This window comes from Flavobacterium panacis (genome assembly GCF_024649945.1).
Classification (GTDB): domain Bacteria; phylum Bacteroidota; class Bacteroidia; order Flavobacteriales; family Flavobacteriaceae; genus Flavobacterium; species Flavobacterium panacis.
Genome location: NZ_JANKMS010000019.1, coordinates 1 through 17441 on the forward strand (window position 1 = coordinate 1; position 17441 = coordinate 17441).

Sequence of the window (17441 nt, forward strand, 5' to 3'; positions counted from 1 at the left end):
CAAAGTAACAAAGTAACAAAGTAACAAAGTAACAAAGTAACAAAGTAACAAAGTAACAAAGTAACAAAGTAACAAAGTAACAAAGGTGTATCTTAATTAACTTATATCACTTATATGGTTTAAAAAAAAAGAAAAAAACTAAATATCTAACCCAACAAAAAAAAACAAAAAATGACAAAACAAATATGGTTGAATCTTCCTGTAAAGGATGTAGCAAAAGCGAAAGATTTTTTCTGGAAAATAGGTTTTTCGTTTAATGAACAGCATGATACGCCAAGTTCGACGTGTATGGTTGTAGGTGAAGGGCATTTTGTGGTAATGCTTTTTGAAGAAATGCTGTTTTCTAGTTTTTCTCAAAATGCCGTTACAGATTCCAGTTCTAGTTCTGAAGTTTTGATTTCGATTGATGCTGAAAGCAGAGAAGAAGTGGACGAATTGGCTGAAAAAGTCAAAGAAGCCGGTGGAATTGTTTTTGCTCCTCCAGCCGAAAGTCAGGGATGGATGTATGGCTGTGGTTTTGCCGATTTGGACGGTCATCGTTGGAATGTTTTATATATGGACTTTAGTAAATTACCCAATTGAGATGGAAAAACTAATTTTTAATATTGATATAAAAGCTTCTAAAGAAAAGATTTGGAAGGTTTTGTGGGATGACGCAACTTATAGAAAGTGGACAAGTGCTTTTTGTGAAGGAAGTTACGTGGAAACGAATTGGAACGAAGGCGATAAAATTTATTTTTTAGGACCAGGCGGAGAAGGAATGAATAGTTTGATTGAAACTAAAATTCCAAATGAATACATGGCTTTTAAACACATGGGCGAAATCAAAGATTTTAAAGAAGTCCCACCAAATGAGGAAACAGAAAAATGGGTTGGAGCAATGGAAACCTATCGTTTAGATCAGAAAGGAGACTTAGTAGATCTTCATGTAGAAGTTGATGTAATAGAAAAACATATAGATTATTTTAAAGAAGCTTTTCCGAAAGGAATGGAAGCGATTAAAGAATTGTCTGAGAAGTAGAGATTAGGTATAGAGAAAAGAAGATAGAGGAAAGACTTGATTTTCTATTTTAGAGGAATTAACAATTTATAACTAACAATTAATAATTAGAAAAAATGGCAGCAATAAATCCATATTTAATGTTTAACGGAACTTGCGAAGAAGCGTTCCTATTTTACAAATCCGTTTTTGGGGGAGATTTTCCTTATATCGGAAAATTTAAAGATGCTCCGGCAGAAGAAGGAGAAGTGCTTTCCGAAGAAGCATTAAATCGTATCATGCACGTTTCGCTTCCAATTGGAAATTCCATTTTAATGGGAAGTGACAGTCATCCGAGATATGGCGATGTAAGTTTTGGAGATAATTTTTCTGTTTCTGTGAATACAGAAAGCACAGAAGAAGCGGATAGAATTTTTAACGGACTTTCAGCAGGAGGAAAAGTTGAAATGCCAATGAATAATACTTTCTGGGGTTCTTACTTTGGAATGTTCAAAGATAAATTTGGTATAAACTGGATGGTAAGTTTTGATAAAAATATACCAAACCCATAACCAAAAAGTTACGTTATTTTAATAATAAAACAGAAATGTTAAATTACTCGAGAAAGCACATGTTTATGTGCTTTTTCTTTTCAAAAAAACAAGGATTATTCTTTTTTATCAACGAGAGATTGCCGATTTTTGTCGCTTCAAAATCAAGAAAGAAAAATGGCAGCAGAAGATAAAGAAATAATTTTATTAAAAGTTTCAGGACACGATAAAATTGGAGTTACAGCAGGTTTAACAGCTGTTTTGGCAGCATACGATGCTAATATTTTAGATATTGGTCAGGCCGATATTCATGATACACTTTCTTTGGGAATTTTGTTCGAAATTGCTGCAGGTTCTTCATCAGCACCAGTTTTAAAAGACTTATTGTTTAAAGCGTACGAACTGGAAATCAAAGTAAAATTTATCCCAATTTCTATTGAAGATTACGAAAAATGGGTAAAATCGCAATCTAAGCAACGTTACATTATTAATATTTTGGGCGAGAAATTGGCGGCATCTCAATTGTCTGCTGTTACCCAAATAATGTCAGATCAAAATTTAAATATTGATTCTATCATAAGATTAACGGGAAGAACTTCTATTGTCGAAAAAGAAGAATATCCGCGTTCTTGTATTCAATTGTCTGTAACAGGTGAAATTGTAAACAAGATTATCATGACAGCAAGTTTTATGGAAATTTCCAGAACACTAAATGTTGACATTTCTTTCCAAGAAGACAATATTTATAGAAGAAACCGCCGTTTGGTTTGCTTCGATATGGATTCAACTTTAATTCAAACTGAAGTAATAGACGAATTGGCAGAATTGAATGGAGTAGGAGATCAGGTTCGTGCCATTACAGAATCTGCGATGAATGGTGAAATCGATTTTAACGAAAGTTTCAAAAAACGTATGGCTTTGCTTGAAGGCTTAAGTGAGGAAGTATTACAAAATGTTGCCATTAATTTACCAATTACACAAGGAGCACACCGTTTAATGAAAGCTTTAAAGTATTACGGTTATAAAACCGCAATTTTATCTGGAGGTTTCACTTATTTTGGAGAATATCTTCAAAAAGAATTAGGAATAGATTACGTTCACGCCAATCAATTAGAAATAAAAGACGGAAAATTAACTGGTAAATATATTGGTGATATTGTAGACGGTCAGAAAAAAGCAGAATATTTAAAAGCAATTGCTGAAAAAGAAGGGATTCATATCAATCAAACTATCGCCGTTGGAGACGGAGCAAACGATTTACCAATGCTAAACTTAGCAGGTTTAGGAATTGCTTTTCATGCCAAACCAAAAGTGAAAGAAAGTGCTTCAACATCAATTTCAAGTTTAGGTCTTGATGGAGTTTTATATCTTTTAGGATATCATGATAGATATATCGATATGATGTAAAATACGTCTTACTTTGAATGAAGGCAAAGATTTTTCAGCCCATTTTTGTCATTTCGACGAAGGAGAAATCTCCGCAAGTAGCTCCGCAACGTAAACCAATCTTTGTAGAGTTTCTCGCGGAGATTTCTCCTTCGTCGAAATGACACACTAGATGGAATAAAATATGAAAACCTCAGTTCTTTTCAATAAAGAGCGGAGGTTTTTTTATGTGGGCATGTCCCTGCGGGTCGGGCTATCCGTTTCAATCTTTTGTGGCGAACCCCGCCACAAAAGGATTTTCACTTCTATCCCTCATGCGGGTTTAGTGGAATTATCGTTTTAAGATGATATTTTATTATTTTAAATTAAAAGTAAAGTTCATTTTTGTTCTAATATGATATCCTTCGTGCTCTCCGCAAAGCCATTTTGGAGATTTTTGAAATACTTTTCTTAATTATTTAATAACTTTGAGTTCAATATTGTTATTAATAACAACATTAGATACAGAACCATCCATTTCAATTATAAAACTTCCTGAAATAGATTCTTTAGTTTTTTTGTCAAAATTTTTCGAAACATATTCAATGAATTTGTCATTTCCACCAGGAAATTCGGGTTTTATTTGAACTATTTCAAATTCATAAATATGTTTCTGGATTGGACTTAATTGTTCTTTGTTTTGTGAAATAGATTTTTGAAGAAAGAAACAAAAAAATAGAAATAGAAATAGTCTTTTACTCATAGACATCTTATTCTCTAGATTCCAATTCCCTCTTAATCTCCTTTAAAGTATTCATATTCAAAATAAAAATAGGGAGCAAAGCAATGGGAATTACATTTGAAGCGCTAAAACCTTTGTTAGCAACAAGGAAAATATTAAGACCAAACAAAAGAAGTAAAACCACACCAAACAAATAGGTAACTGTTTTGAATGATTTTTGGGTTTTGATTAGTTCCTCAACAGTCATTTCGCTGAATTTCTTCTTTTTCATTTGGTGGTTTTTATGTTGGGTTAATTTATACTTTAATAGCTTGCATTTCTTTTAACTGTTCCAAATAATCTCTCTGATTAGAAAGTCGTGGAATCTTATGTTGTCCGCCAAGTTTATCTCTTTCTTTTAACCAGTCATAAAATAAATTCTCACGAGCGACATTAATCACCAGCGGATTTAAAGTCATATTGTTGTAACGTTTCGCTTCGTAATCTGAGTTTAAAGTTTGTAAAGTTTCATCCAAAACTTTCTGAAAAAGACCAACATCGGCTGGGCTTTTCTTGAATTCAATCATCCATTCGTGCGCGCCTTTTTCTTTGTCTTGCATAAAAATAGGAGCGACAGTATAATCAATAACTTCCGTTTGCGTAATCTGACAAGCTTTTGCAATAGCCTGATCAGTATTTTCAACCATTAATTCTTCGCCAAAAACATTAATATGATGTTTGGTTCTGCCTGTAACTCTAATTCTATACGGATTTAATGATGTAAAACGAACCGTATCGCCAATTAAATAACGCCATAAACCAGAATTGGTTGTAATGACAATTGCGTAATTTTTATTCAGTTCAACATCTGCCAGACGAATTACTTTTTGGTTTGAAGTTCCAAAAGTTTCCATCGGAATAAATTCGTAAAAAATCCCATAATCCAGCATTAAAAGCAAATCGCTAGAATTATTTAAATCTTGAATAGCAAAGAAACCTTCAGAAGCATTGTAAATTTCGTAATATCTGAAATCTTTACTTGGGAGTATATTTTTATATTGGTCTTTATATGGAGAAAAGCTCACGCCACCATGAAAGTAAACTTCCAAATTAGGCCAAAGTTCCAATAAGTTTTGTTTTCCTGTATTTTCTAAAACCTTATTCATTAAAACCAGCATCCAAGACGGAACTCCGGCAAAACTGGTTACGTTTTCATTTTTGGTTTCGTTGATAATGGCTGCGATTTTGGTTTCCCATTCGCTCATCAAGGAAGTTTTACTGCTTGGAGTACTGCTGAATTCGGCCCAAATTGGCATGTTTTCAATCAAAATTGCAGATAAATCTCCAAAGAAAGTATTGTTGTTTTCGTAAATCTGAGAACTTCCGCCTAAACGAAGACTTTTTCCTAAAAACAATTCAGAATCTTCATTATTGTTCAGATAAAGACAAAGTAAATCTTTACTGCCTTTGTAATGACAATCTTCCAGAGCTTCATTACTAACGGGAATAAATTTACTTTTGGCATTTGTTGTACCACTCGATTTAGCAAACCATTTAATTGGAGTTTCCCAAAAAACATTTTGTTCTCCTAAACGAGTACGTTCAATTAAAGGCTGTAATTCTTCATAAGTAGCAATAGGAACTCTCTCTGCAAAGGTCTGATAAGAGTTAATAGACGAAAATTCATATTGCTTTCCAATAACCGTATTTTCTGATGCCGTCAATAAGTTGTGCAATAATTCTTCTTGAACTTCATTCGGATATTTTAAAAAAAGTTCTATTTGATGAATCCTTTGTTTAAGAACCCAAGAGGCAAACGAATTGATAATGGATAAAGGCATGAATTTGGTTTTTAGGTTACGGACTTTAGGTTTTAAATCTCACAATCCATGTAAAACTAAAAACATAAAATTTGATTATCGAGTGACAAATAGTAACTTTGCCGTCATATCAAAAATAGTATTTTTTTGTAAAAAACAATTCGATTTCAAGTAAAGATTCTCCTTTATAAGTCGAATTTTAACACTAAAAAGTGTAATTCTTTTTGATCAATCTAAATCAGCAATATAAATAAACAACGAATGCAATATCAAGGTGTCCTGACAAAAATGCAAACCGAATTAGGAAGTCCAATTCAATATTATTTGGTTTTTGAAGATAGTTTTCTGAATGTAAATCAGTTATTGGATAAAGAAATCGAAATTAACTTTGTCGGATATCAATGTTTGAATTGTGGTAAAAAGAAAAAAATATACCGTCAGGGTTTTTGTTACGACTGTTTTTATTCAAGTCCTGCTGTTGGTGATTGGATTATGAGACCTGAATTGAGTACAGCGCATTTAGGAATCGCAGACAGAGATTTAGATTATGAATCTAAAGTTCAGTTGCAGCCTCATATTGTATATTTAGCGGCAGCTTGTGAAATAAAAGTAGGTGTAACCAGAAAAACACAAGTTCCAACACGTTGGATAGATCAAGGGGCTTCGCAGGCAATCGCTGTTGTTGAAGTGCCAAACAGATATTTGGCAGGAATTACCGAAGTGGCGCTAAAAGATCATTATACCGATAAAACCAATTGGAGAAAAATGTTGCAGAATTCTGTTGAGGTTTTTGATTTGGTTGCAGAAAAAGTGAAAATTGAAAGTTTAATTCCAGCTGAGGTTAAAGAATTTTTTTACTCACAAAAGAATGATTTGTTTGACTTGCAATATCCAGTTTTGAGTTATCCAGCTAAAGTAAATAGTCTGAATTTGGATAAAAACCCTTCATTTACTGGTAAATTGACTGGAATTAAAGGACAATATTTACTGTTTGAAAACGGAACTGTATTTAATGTACGTGGTTCAGAAGGATACGTTGTGACAATAAACGTGTAGGGTTTTATTAGCAAATTGTTATCTTTTTTTATAATTAAGTTATTTTAATTTAAAATTTACAATTTAATTTGTGGTTTTGTGTTAATTAGTTGATGAATAATTATAGCTTTGACATGTTGAAGCTAATTTAATATTTCAAAAACAAATACCTCAAACAAATACCACATGAGTAACTTAAAAAAAGTTAATACTTTTAGGCGTTCATTAATGCGTAATCTGACTAAGAATATCGGCAGTTCAGTCAGTAACAACGAATCCATTGATGTAACGAAAATCAAGAAAGTATTAATTTGTAGACCAAACGGCCGATTAGGAAACATGCTTTTAATCACACCTTTGGTTGAAGAAGTAACTAAAACTTTCCCAAATTGTAAAATTGATTTATTTGTGAAAGGAATGCTTGCACCAATTGTGTTTGAGAATTATGATAATATCGATAAAATAATTCACCTGCCCAAAAAGCCTTTTAAAGAATTAGTAAAATACTTTAAAGTTTGGACTTTAATTAAAAAACAAAATTACGACGTTGCAATAAATGTTGATCAAAATTCTTCTTCTGGAAGACTTGGTGTCAAATTTTCAAATGCTAAATATAAATTTTTTGGAAATCTTCCAGAAAATGTTACCCTTGAGCATAAAGATTACGACCACATTGCAAAATATCCAGTATATAATTTCAGATATTTTTTAAATCAGGTTGGAACAAAAGATAAAAACGAACCTGTTGCGCTTATAGATTTAAAATTATCTGAAACTGAAATTGCAAACGGTAAAGAGATTTTAAATAAAATTATCGATCCAAACAAAAGGACTATCGCGATTTTTACCTACGCAACTGGTGAGAAATGTTACAGCCCTGCTTGGTGGGAAGAATTTTATACCGTATTGAAAAAAGAATATCCGAACGAGAATATTTTTGAAGTATTACCAGTAGAAAATGTTTCTCAAATCAATTTTGAAGCTCCAACTTTTTACAGTAAAGATGTTCGTGAAATTGGTTCTGTTCTGGCAAACGTAGATGTTTTTGTCGGTGCAGACAGTGGAATTATGCATTTGGCAAGTGCTTCAAAAGCGCCAACTGTTGGTCTGTTTTCAGTTTCTAACTTAAAAAAATATGAACCATACGGAAACGGAAGCGTAGGCTTGGATACCAATGTTTTGGGTGTTCCAGATTTTATAAAAGCAATTAATAAGATTCTAAACAAATAGAATTTAAAAAGAGATTAAAAAAAACCTGTTCGAAAGAACAGGTTTTTTTATGAAAATCTTAGAATCTTAGTGCCTTAGCATCTAAGCATCTTATGTTAAGGATTCTTCTTCTTGAAAAGACCATTCAATAAGTCACTTGCTTTTTTAGTAACTTCTTGTGTTTTTTGTTCTTTTTCTGTTTTTGCAGCCTGCGTTGTGTCTTTTGCTTTTGTGTTTTTGTTGATTAAATCTGTCAACGCAGCAGTTCCTTTTTGTGTCAATTTTTCTTTCTGCTGATTTACCAATTGAGTAGTCAGGTTGGTTACAGCTGTCTTCATATCGGTACTGATTTTAGGATTCGAAAAATTACCAGTCAACACAGCGTTAATCGGAATATTATCCAGTTTTGCAGCATCAGCAGGAGATAATTTCGCAATTAAATTGTTGGCTTCAGTTCCTAGATATTTAGCAGGAACATCAAATTTCAGGTTGTAATTCATAGTTTGATCAAAACCGTGAGTTCCGCCCACTGTAACTTTAATATCTTGGTATTTAATATCAAAAGGTTTTATGTTTACTTTTCCATTATCAAAAGTTAAAGCTGCTTTAATATCGTTCAGGTTTACTTTGTTCAAATCGATAAATTTCACATTTGAACTCAAAGCGCTAAGCAAAGTTGAGTTTTGAGAATTAACAGTCGTAGAAAGCAATTGTCCAATTAAATCTCCAGAGATTGATTTTAAATCTGGAGTTAATTCTTTGGCATCCAAATTACCATTTAACTTAATAGTCGAATTTAATTTACCATTGATAATTCCAGCAATAGGAGCGATTTTTTTCATCATGTCCAACTGCGTAAAAGTCTGTGCAATATCAACCTGATTAAATCCAAGATTCATGTCAAAAGTTGGCACTTTTTCTTTAGTGGAAACCGCTCCGTTAAGACCGATAGATCCACCAAAAATATTGGTTTTAAAGTTTTCTAAAGTTGCTTTTTCATCTTTAATCAATAATTTTCCAGAAACATCTTTCAGTTTTAAATTGTCATACAAAACCGTTGTAGCTTTTGCGTTTAAAGTACAATTTAAGAATGCTGGAATCTTCATGGCTTCAGCTGGTTTTGCTGGAGTTTTAGTTTCTGTTTTTGCAGGCTCACCAGCCGTCATAAAATCATCAACAGCTAATTGGTTTGAGCTCATATTGAAGTTTCCTCTCAATTCTTGTTTTTTAAACATAAAACCGTAGAAATTTTCTAAAACTCCATTAATGCTGATATCACTTTTTCCGGTTGTAGCGTCAAATTGTTTTAAGTTGATTTTACTAGGATTAAATTCTACCAACGCCGTGCTTATGTTCATAGATTTATTGTTTTCATCAGTATATTTAAATCCTGATAAACTCATAGTTCCAGCATTTTTAATGTTTTGGTATTGACTTTTTTCTACAGAAGCCATATCAAAATTCGTGGTAACGTCAGCTTTTAAAATACCTGCAAGAGGTTTGTCCATTTTGATTGGATAAGCTTTTGAAAGATTAGCTAGGTTGATTGTTCCTTTCAAAGCGGCATCAACAATCGGATTTACAGTGATATTTTTGATATTCGCTTTAGCGTTAAAAACATCCTGATCTATTCTGAAAGACAGTTTATCTAAGTTGACATACGTATCATTTAGAATACCAGTTTCATTTATGATTTTAGTGTCAATTACAATATTCTGAACCGATTTTGGAAGATTCGGATATTGGAAAGAAGCATTGTTTGATGCTATTTCAATATTGAATTTAGGAACCGTAGTTTCTGTTAATTCTCCTTTTGCAAAACCATTTACAGTAAAATCTCCGGTAGTCTTAACACCATCCAAGCTCGATGCATAAGCAGAAGGAATTAAACCTAAGAAATTGGTGAAAGAAGAAGTAGGGGTTTTAAACTTCAAATCGTAAATCTGCTTGTTTTCGGCCATTTGAATAAATCCATCAAATTCTAAAGGAAGCTGATTGATTAAAGCTTTGTTTTCTTTAAAAGTATATTTACTTTGATCCAAATCAATTCCAAGAATAGCGTCTAAAGTTAGTTTTACATCTTTCATGTAATTCATTTTATCCATGTCCAATGAAACTTTAGCAGTGGTTTTGGTATTCAAATCTAATTTCGAATTGGTAAAATCTCCAGTTCCTTCGTGATTTAAACTGTCAATTACCATTTTGATTTTAGAACCCTGATCAATGTATCTGAAGGTAAAATTCTCAATTTTATAATTTTGGATTTTCAAAGAAAGTGGCTTGCTTGCTTCGTCTTTCTTATCTTCTTTTTTGTCTTTTAAAGCGATATCAAAGTTTCCAACACCATCTTTATTGAAAATAATATTTACTAATCCGTTTGTAGAACTAATTCCCTGAATGCTTAAAGGCTCTTCTTTTCCTTTGAAAAGTTCTTTCACACTCATTTTTAAATTTAATTCGCCTAAAGAAACCAACGTGTCGCCTTCAAAAGGAGCTTTGTTGATAATAACAAGTTTCTCGATTCCGACAGTTGCATTTGGAAAATTTTTAAACAAACTTAAATCAGCATCTTTAAAGCTTACTTTAGCATCAACACTTTCGTTAATAGCTTCGACAATTTTGGCTTTAATCTGATCTTTAAATAAAAAAGGCAAGGCAAATAATGCGGCAACAAACACCACGATGACAATGGCACTTATTTTTAAAACTTTCTTTAGCATATAATTAGATTTGAGGGTTTAATTTTTATAAAATCGACTCATGCAAAAATAGTTTTTTTTAGGAGAGTGCGAAGATAAAGTTTTCTTAAAATGTAAGAATAATACTTATTTTGTTAAATAAAAAAATCCGTCTGAAAGTATTTCAAACGGATTTTGGATCTTGTTTATTTTATTTATTTCTGAATAAATGAAACAATTTTCTCGACAAGGCTCTCCGACAACGGAAGTGTTTCATTATTGTAACTTGCCATGTTTGCATTTTGATCGCCATCAATGATTTTCATCATGTGATTCATTTTGTCAATAATGGCCATTTCAGCATTTTTATTGGCTTTAGATAAATTTTCGGCATCTTTAACGCCAATCTGTAAATCATTATTCCCCTGTAAAATGAGAACCGGAATTGTCAGTTTACTGATTTCTGTTTGCGGATTGTATTTGAACCACGAAATCAGATAAGGTTGAACGCTTGGTCTGAAAAGAGCATTCAGCATTGGGTCTACTTTTTTAACTTCAAATCCGTTCTTTAAACTGTCAATGATTGGGAAAGTCATATCGTTCAATTGTTTCATTGATTTTGCAGCAATCTGTGTTTTTATAATTTGATCTGCTGGTTCGCCTGCGCCTGCAATCGAAATAAATTTGTCTGCTTTTGCACTGGAAACCATTCCGATTAAAGCTCCTTCGCTATGACCAATTATGATAATTTTGGAAAAACGTTTGTCTTGTTTTAAATAATTAATCCAGCTTTTGGCATCCTGAATATAGTTTTCAAAAACCAGATTGCTTTCAGATCCGCCGGCTGCTTTACTTTCGCCAATAGCTCTTTTATCGTATCGCAAAGATGCAATTCCGTTTTTAGCTAAATTTTCAGCCAGCATCTTCAGGGAATTGTTTTTCATCATCGGATTATTTCCATTTCTGTCTGTTGGACCAGAACCAGCAATAATTAAAGCCACTGGAAATTTCTGTGTTAAGTCTGGTGTCGTCAACGTGCCGTACAATTGATCATTATTGATTTTAAGTACTGCTGGACTTTCCTTAAATGTAATTTCTTTTTTGGTTTGAGCATTTAAAACACTCAAAAACAAAACCGTTAAAAAAAGAATTATCTTGTTCATCTTTCAATTAATATATATTGATTCCGTAAGGCATTATCGCCTGAACTCCTTTTTGTTTTTGAAATCTCTTTACCTGCTCAATAAGCATGTAGTTTTCTTCTCCAATTTCTTCTTTTATAAAAGCTTCTTTAGATTTTGCAAAAGGAAGGTTGGAAATTAAATCATTAAAAGTTTTTTCGTATTCCGGATAATTCTGAGTTCTGTATTTTTTGATTTTAGCAATTTTTGCAGCTTCAGCAATAGCGGCATTTAAACCACCAATTTTATCCACCAATCCTAATTTTAAGGCTTCTGTGCCAGACCACACTCTACCTTGTGCAATGGCATCGACCTGATCAAAAGTCATTTTACGTCCTTCTGCAACATGAGTTACAAAAGTGTTGTATATTTTTTCAACTCCTTCTAAAGTGAAAGCTTTGAACTTTTCATCAACAGGCACAAACGGACTGTAGTTTGCTGAATTTTCATGCGTTTTAACTTGCTCAGAATTAATTCCTAATTTATTAGCCAAAGGGCTAAAGTTTGGAAGCATTCCGAAAACGCCTATAGATCCTGTGATCGTATTGTTTTCGGCGAATATTTTGTTAGCGTTGCAGGCAATATAATAACCTCCAGAAGCAGCATAATTCCCCATAGAAACCACAACTGGTTTTACTTTTTTAGTGATTTCAATTTCTCTCCAGATCAAATCAGAAGTTAAAGCACTTCCACCTGGGCTGTCAATTCTAAGAACGATTGCTTTTACATCGTCATTTTTTCTTGCTTCTTGTAAAGAGCGACGCATTGAGCCTTCTCCGATACTGTTAACATCTCCTTCGCCACCTGTAATTTCTCCCTGAGCATAAATAATCGCAATTTGATCGTTGGCAGTATTGGTCAAAGCAGTTGTAATGTTGTTTTGAGTATAGTCTAAAATCGAAATTTTGTTGTAATCTTCGTCTTTCTCTACTTTTAATGCTTTTCTGATGGCATCATGATAAACATCTTCATAAGCTATAATGTCAACTAAACGCTGTTCTTTTGCCATTTCTGGAGTTTTGGCTAAAAGACCATTTGCAATTTCGTTTAATTTTGGCAACGGAATATTTCTGCTTTTTGAAATGTCTGCAGAAACAGTAGCCCAAATAGAGTTCAACAGAGCCGTTGTTTGTTCTCTATTGGCATCACTCATTTTATTTTCTAAGAAAGGTTCAACGGCACTTTTGTACTTTCCGTGACGAATTACTTCCATATGAATTCCTGATTTGTCCTGAAAATCCTTAAAAAACATTACTTCAGACGAAAGACCTTTAAAGTCCAGATCACCTGCTGGATTGATATAAATTGTATTGGCAACAGAATTTAGATAATATTCTTTTTGGGAATAAGTATTGGCATAAGCCCAGACAAATTTTCCTGATTTTTTAAAACTTTCAAGTGCATTTCTTAAGTCCTTATATTGAGCAAGACCAAGAGAAGATTGATCATTTAAAATAGAAATCCCTTTTATATTATCATCAGTTTTAGCTGCTTCGATAGCATTAAGAACATCTGTCAGACCAATTCCTTTTTTATCAGAGAAAGCCGTTACCCAAGGGTCTCTATATTTTCCAGCATAGTCATTTTTGATTTCTTTTAAATTTAATTCAATAACAGAATCAGATTTTACAGAGACTTTGTCATCTCCGCCAAAAAGTGTGGCAATAAAGATTGCTCCAAAAAAGAAGAGCATGATAAATACAAAAATACCAATTACTGTGGCGAGTACATTTCCTAAAAACTTCATAAGTATATTTTTTTAATAAGTAGCGAAAAAGGGCAAAATGTTACAAATTAGAGATCTAAAATTTATAAGTAAATCCAGACGTCGTTTCACAAATATATTGGTTAATTCTAAAATAGTTTTAGTTAATTTGCATTAATTATGAAATTACAGCATCAAGTCGTTTTATCGATAGGCAGCAACCAGGGCAGCAGACTAGAAAACATTCAAAAATGTATTGATTTAATCCATCAAAATGTTGGGACTGTTATTCAGGTTTCCAAACTTTATGAAACGCCAGCATGGGGTTTTGAAAGTGATGCTTTTTACAATTGTGCACTTCTTTTGCATACTAATTCTTCAGCTCACAAAATACTGAATCAGGTTTTAAAAGTTGAAAAAGAATTGGGTAGAATTCGTTCTAATCAGGAGGGATATCAATCCAGAATTATAGATGTAGATTTGATTGTTTTTGATGATGAAATTATTAATTCGGAGAAACTTCAAGTTCCTCATCCTTTAATGCAGAACAGAAATTTTGTTTTGCTTCCGATGCAGGATTTGAAATTGAACTGGAAACATCCTGTTTTGCAAAAAACAATTTCAGAATTGCTTGCCATTACGCCAGATGAAAGTGTTTGTACCATAGTTCAGAATTTAGAAAATCCGCTTGAAGGAATTCCTTTAAATCAGTTTAATTATATTTCTTTTGAAGGAAATATTGGTGCAGGAAAAACTACTTTGGTACATAAAATTGCAGAAGATTTTAATGCCAAAACAGTTTTGGAAAGATTTGCTGATAATCCGTTTCTTCCTAAGTTTTATAAAGATCAAAACAGATATGCTTTTCCGCTTGAAATGTCTTTTCTAGCAGATCGTTATCAGCAATTATCAGATGATTTGGCACAGTTTGATTTGTTTAAAGATTTTATTGTAGCTGATTACCATATTTTTAAATCATTGATTTTTGCTAAAATTACGTTGCAGGAAGACGAATATCGTTTGTACAGAAATCTCTTTGATATTATTTATAAAGAAATGCCAAAGCCTGATTTATATGTTTATCTCTACCAAAATACGGAACGACTTTTACAAAACATAAAAAAACGCGGACGTAACTACGAACAAAATATTGAAGCTTCTTATTTAGAAAAAATCAATAATGGTTATTTGGAATACATCAAATCTCAAACGGATTTAAATGTTTTAATTATAGATGTTTCTGATCGCGATTTTGTCAAAAGACATGAAGACTACATTTTTATTTTAAATGAAATTAAGAAAAAGCTTAATTAGTCAATATGCCAATTAGATAATTAGATAATTTTCCAGTTATGCTGATAAATTTTCTAATTATCAAATTTTCTAATTGCTACATTATTTTATTGCCACATTTTCTAATTGAAAACCTATCTCTTCAAGGTAAAATGACCTCTTAAAACAGGCATCGAATCATCTACTTTTAAGGCATACCAATAATCAGAAGCGGGAAGCGGAACTTGATTTAAAGTGCCATCCCAGCTCATTTTTAATCTGCTTAACTGTGCAATCATTTTACCGTAACGATCAAAAATAGTAACTTCTGCTTGAGGATAATTTTCCATTCCAGTTACTTCCCAAACATCATTAAAAGTATCGTTGTTTGGAGTAAAGAATGGAGGAAAAACGAGTACTACAAATTGTTGTGTGACTTGTCCGCATCCACTTTTTTCTCGTGCATAAGCCGTTTGCAGCCCACCAGGAACGTCATAAAAAATGGTAGAATCCTGATAGTTGATTCCGTCTACAGAATATTCAAAGTAATTTTCTGTTTTAATGGGATAAATAATAGCTCTGGTTCCTTCCACGTCAATACGATTAATCTGTGGAATTTTATGTTCTTCAACAATAATAGTTTTTCTACTTGTACAGTTTTCAGGCGACGGACTTGTAACGTCGACAGTATAAGTTCCTCCTGTAGTAGCAACGGTGGTTTGATTTGTTACTCCATTAGACCATAAATAAGTCATTCCTGAAACTCCAGCGTCTAACGTTAGGGTTTCCGACTGACATAAAATTAAAGTTTCATCGGTTACTGTTGGTGGTGTGTAGATTATAATATCGACAGGAATTCGAGTAGGATTGATGCATCCATTATTTGAAGCTTCTGCATAATAAGTGGTGTTAGAGGAAATGGCAGGAGTTGCGAAATTAGTTCCCGAGAAAACACTTGTGCCACCCGTTGATGATGTAAACCAGTTAATTGTTCCGATGTTTGAAGAAGCTTCGAGTGTTACGCTTCCTGTACCGCATCTGGAAACAGTTGTATTTGTTGCGACTGGCACATTTGGAGTGTGATTTATTGTGGCGACAACTGGCTTACGGTTTGATTCGCAACCGGCATCAACGTAATAAGTTGTCGTAGTTGTGATTGGTGGTGTGTTATAGGTGTTTCCGGTAGTTAGTAAATTTCCGCCAGTTGCAGAATCGTACCAGCTGATTGTTGCTCCTGTAGCTGCCGTTGCACTAAGGGTAAAACTTCCAAAATCACAAGCTGGATTCGGATTAGCAGCTGGGTTTGCTACAGGTATAGTGATTTTGGTACTTGCAGCGATTTCTAAAGGCGTTTCACCAGGCATTCCACCGTATTCCACAACATAACCTTTTGGTTGGTAATCACCTGAAGCACCTCCTGTGTTTGATAAATCATTCCATGAGCCTCTTATTCCAACTCCAGGCTGTGTAATATGTGCATAATCTTCATCACCTTGTTGATTTGGTTCGCCAGTATTCCAAAATGCAAAATTTGGAGTTGAGCCATTTGCATTTCCATTCCAGAAAATCGTTCCGGCTTCTGGTCCGGTAACCCATTTCCATACGCCTTCAGTTTCGGCATCGCTTCCTCCAATCCAACCTGTTCCAGAGGCTTGTTCGCCAATTAATTTTGCTTCGTCAGCAGATAAAATAGTGGCCAAATATCCTTGAAGACCATAATAGGTACTAGCTGCAGCTAAATCACGTGCATTTGTCCAGGTAACGCCTAAGTTGGGAACAAATAAATAATAATGTCCTGTAGAGGGTAAAAAATTTGCTTGCCCGATAGTAATTGAAAATGTTCTTGTGCCGCTGGCAGTATCAGATGGATTGGTAAACATAACATCTTTTACTGCCGAAATAAAATCAGCATAAGGAACTTCAGTAGCAGGATTTGTTCCTGATAATTGTAGTTTTCCAGAGGTGACATCCCAACTACTCACAATACTGGGATGCAAGGTCGGATTTGCAAGTTCTAATCGGTCTAAACCACTTGAATATCCTGATGAAATCTGAATGTAAATTACTTGTGTACCGTTTTCAGAAGCGTCATGATTAATCGTAAAATCTGTTACAATATTTATCGACGTTTGTGGACAGTAAAGTTGATCGCCCTGTGCAATAAGTTTTGGAGGATCAATTACAAAATTAGTTTTCTTTTGCTTTTTGACTTTTAGATTTATGAAAGGTTTTGGTGTGTATGTAGTGTTTTTGTTAAAAGTTTTTGAATTTTCTTTTGAATGAGAAAAATTAAAACTTAAAACGGATAATAAAGTGAAAATAATTGTTAATTTGATATTTTTCATTTGCTAAAAATATCAATTAATTAAGAATAAAAAAATAAAATTTTATTTAGGCCAATTCATTTTTTGAAATAAGTCCCAAACAACAATTCCGGCGCTTACAGCAATATTAAGAGAGTGTTTAGTTCCAAGCTGTGGAATTTCGATACAACCGTCGCATATTGCTACAGCTTCTTGGGCAACACCAAAAACTTCGTTTCCAAAAACCAAAGCATATTTTTGATTTTTTTCAATTTTGAAATCCTGAAGAAAAACAGCACTTTCAACTTGTTCTATCGCCATTGTCAGGACATTTTCTTTTTTTAGGTTTTCAATAACTTCCAAAACGTTTTCGTGATGTTCCCATGCTACGGTTTCGGTTGCACCCAGAGCGGTTTTATGAATTTCTTTGTTAGGAGGAGTTGCGGTAATTCCGCATAAGATTATTTTTTCAACCAAAAATGCATCCGCAGTTCTAAAAACAGAGCCGATGTTGTGTAGACTTCGAATATCATCTAAAACTAATATTAAAGGTGTTTTTTCAGATTTCTTAAAATCCTCAATAGATTTACGGTCTAATTCGCTGTTTTCGAGTTTTCTCATT

15 protein-coding genes are annotated in these 17441 nt (G+C 33.2%); 7 read left to right on the forward strand and 8 right to left on the reverse strand.

All coding sequences use genetic code 11. The features are described 5' to 3' along the window. Positions 1-171: 171 nt before the first annotated feature. The 4 genes from NQQ59_RS24405 (at position 172) to serB (ending at position 2937) form a co-directional block, all read left to right on the forward strand. On the forward strand, positions 172-582 hold the full coding sequence (locus tag NQQ59_RS24405) for a VOC family protein (protein WP_144215411.1): 411 nt from the start codon (positions 172-174) through the stop codon (positions 580-582). A 1-nt stretch (position 583) separates the two neighbouring features. Continuing rightward, positions 584-1021, forward strand: a complete 438-nt coding sequence (locus tag NQQ59_RS24410; RefSeq protein WP_144215410.1) for an SRPBCC family protein — start codon at positions 584-586, stop codon at positions 1019-1021. A gap of 95 nt (positions 1022-1116) precedes the next feature. Continuing rightward, positions 1117-1551 carry a VOC family protein gene (locus NQQ59_RS24415; protein ID WP_144215409.1) on the forward strand — a complete coding sequence of 145 codons (435 nt, stop codon included), beginning with the start codon at positions 1117-1119 and terminating at the stop codon, positions 1549-1551. Positions 1552-1707: 156 nt separating this feature from the next. Further along, the gene (serB, locus tag NQQ59_RS24420; RefSeq protein ID WP_144215408.1) at positions 1708-2937 is read left to right on the forward strand and encodes a phosphoserine phosphatase SerB; all 1230 of its coding nucleotides are present in this window, start codon (positions 1708-1710) and stop codon (positions 2935-2937) included. 433 nt (positions 2938-3370) lie between these two features. Here the strand turns inward: serB and NQQ59_RS24425 are convergent, their stop codons facing one another. The 3 genes from NQQ59_RS24425 to NQQ59_RS24435 are packed head-to-tail and all read right to left on the reverse strand — an operon-like array spanning position 3371 to position 5457. Beyond that, positions 3371-3658 (reverse strand): hypothetical protein, encoded by a 288-nt coding sequence (locus NQQ59_RS24425; RefSeq protein WP_144215407.1) that lies wholly within the window; start codon positions 3656-3658, stop codon positions 3371-3373. 7 nt (positions 3659-3665) lie between these two features. Continuing rightward, on the reverse strand, positions 3666-3908 hold the full coding sequence (locus NQQ59_RS24430) for a redox-active disulfide protein 2 (RefSeq protein WP_144215406.1): 243 nt from the start codon (positions 3906-3908) through the stop codon (positions 3666-3668). Positions 3909-3933: 25 nt separating this feature from the next. Next, positions 3934-5457, reverse strand: a complete 1524-nt coding sequence (locus NQQ59_RS24435; protein ID WP_144215405.1) for a GH3 auxin-responsive promoter family protein — start codon at positions 5455-5457, stop codon at positions 3934-3936. Between the two features lie 240 nt (positions 5458-5697). On the opposite strand from NQQ59_RS24435, the gene NQQ59_RS24440 reads away from it, so the two are divergent. Together NQQ59_RS24440 and NQQ59_RS24445 are read left to right on the forward strand one after the other, a co-directional pair. Next, positions 5698-6492: a DUF2797 domain-containing protein gene (locus NQQ59_RS24440; RefSeq protein ID WP_144215404.1), complete on the forward strand. Its 795-nt coding sequence runs from the start codon at positions 5698-5700 to the stop codon at positions 6490-6492. 165 nt (positions 6493-6657) lie between these two features. Continuing rightward, a complete protein-coding gene (locus NQQ59_RS24445; protein ID WP_144215403.1) occupies positions 6658-7701 on the forward strand; it encodes a glycosyltransferase family 9 protein in 1044 nt (347 codons plus the stop codon). A 95-nt stretch (positions 7702-7796) separates the two neighbouring features. Here the strand turns inward: NQQ59_RS24445 and NQQ59_RS24450 are convergent, their stop codons facing one another. The 3 genes from NQQ59_RS24450 to sppA form a co-directional block, all read right to left on the reverse strand. Next, complete coding sequence (locus NQQ59_RS24450) at positions 7797-10400, reverse strand: AsmA family protein (protein WP_144215402.1); 2604 nt, start codon at positions 10398-10400, stop codon at positions 7797-7799. Between the two features lie 173 nt (positions 10401-10573). Further along, entirely contained in the window at positions 10574-11521 is a 948-nt protein-coding gene (locus NQQ59_RS24455; protein WP_144215401.1) for an alpha/beta hydrolase family protein, read from the reverse strand. A 7-nt stretch (positions 11522-11528) separates the two neighbouring features. Then, complete coding sequence (gene sppA, locus NQQ59_RS24460) at positions 11529-13286, reverse strand: signal peptide peptidase SppA (RefSeq protein WP_257698462.1); 1758 nt, start codon at positions 13284-13286, stop codon at positions 11529-11531. A gap of 138 nt (positions 13287-13424) precedes the next feature. Between sppA and folK the strand changes: the two genes are divergently transcribed. Continuing rightward, a complete protein-coding gene (folK, locus tag NQQ59_RS24465; protein ID WP_144215399.1) occupies positions 13425-14558 on the forward strand; it encodes a 2-amino-4-hydroxy-6-hydroxymethyldihydropteridine diphosphokinase in 1134 nt (377 codons plus the stop codon). 113 nt (positions 14559-14671) lie between these two features. Here the strand turns inward: folK and NQQ59_RS24470 are convergent, their stop codons facing one another. Continuing rightward, complete coding sequence (locus NQQ59_RS24470; RefSeq protein ID WP_144215398.1) at positions 14672-16861, reverse strand: Ig-like domain-containing protein; 2190 nt, start codon at positions 16859-16861, stop codon at positions 14672-14674. 42 nt (positions 16862-16903) lie between these two features. After that, entirely contained in the window at positions 16904-17440 is a 537-nt protein-coding gene (locus tag NQQ59_RS24475; RefSeq protein ID WP_144215397.1) for an RNA methyltransferase, read from the reverse strand. Position 17441 lies beyond the last annotated feature (1 nt).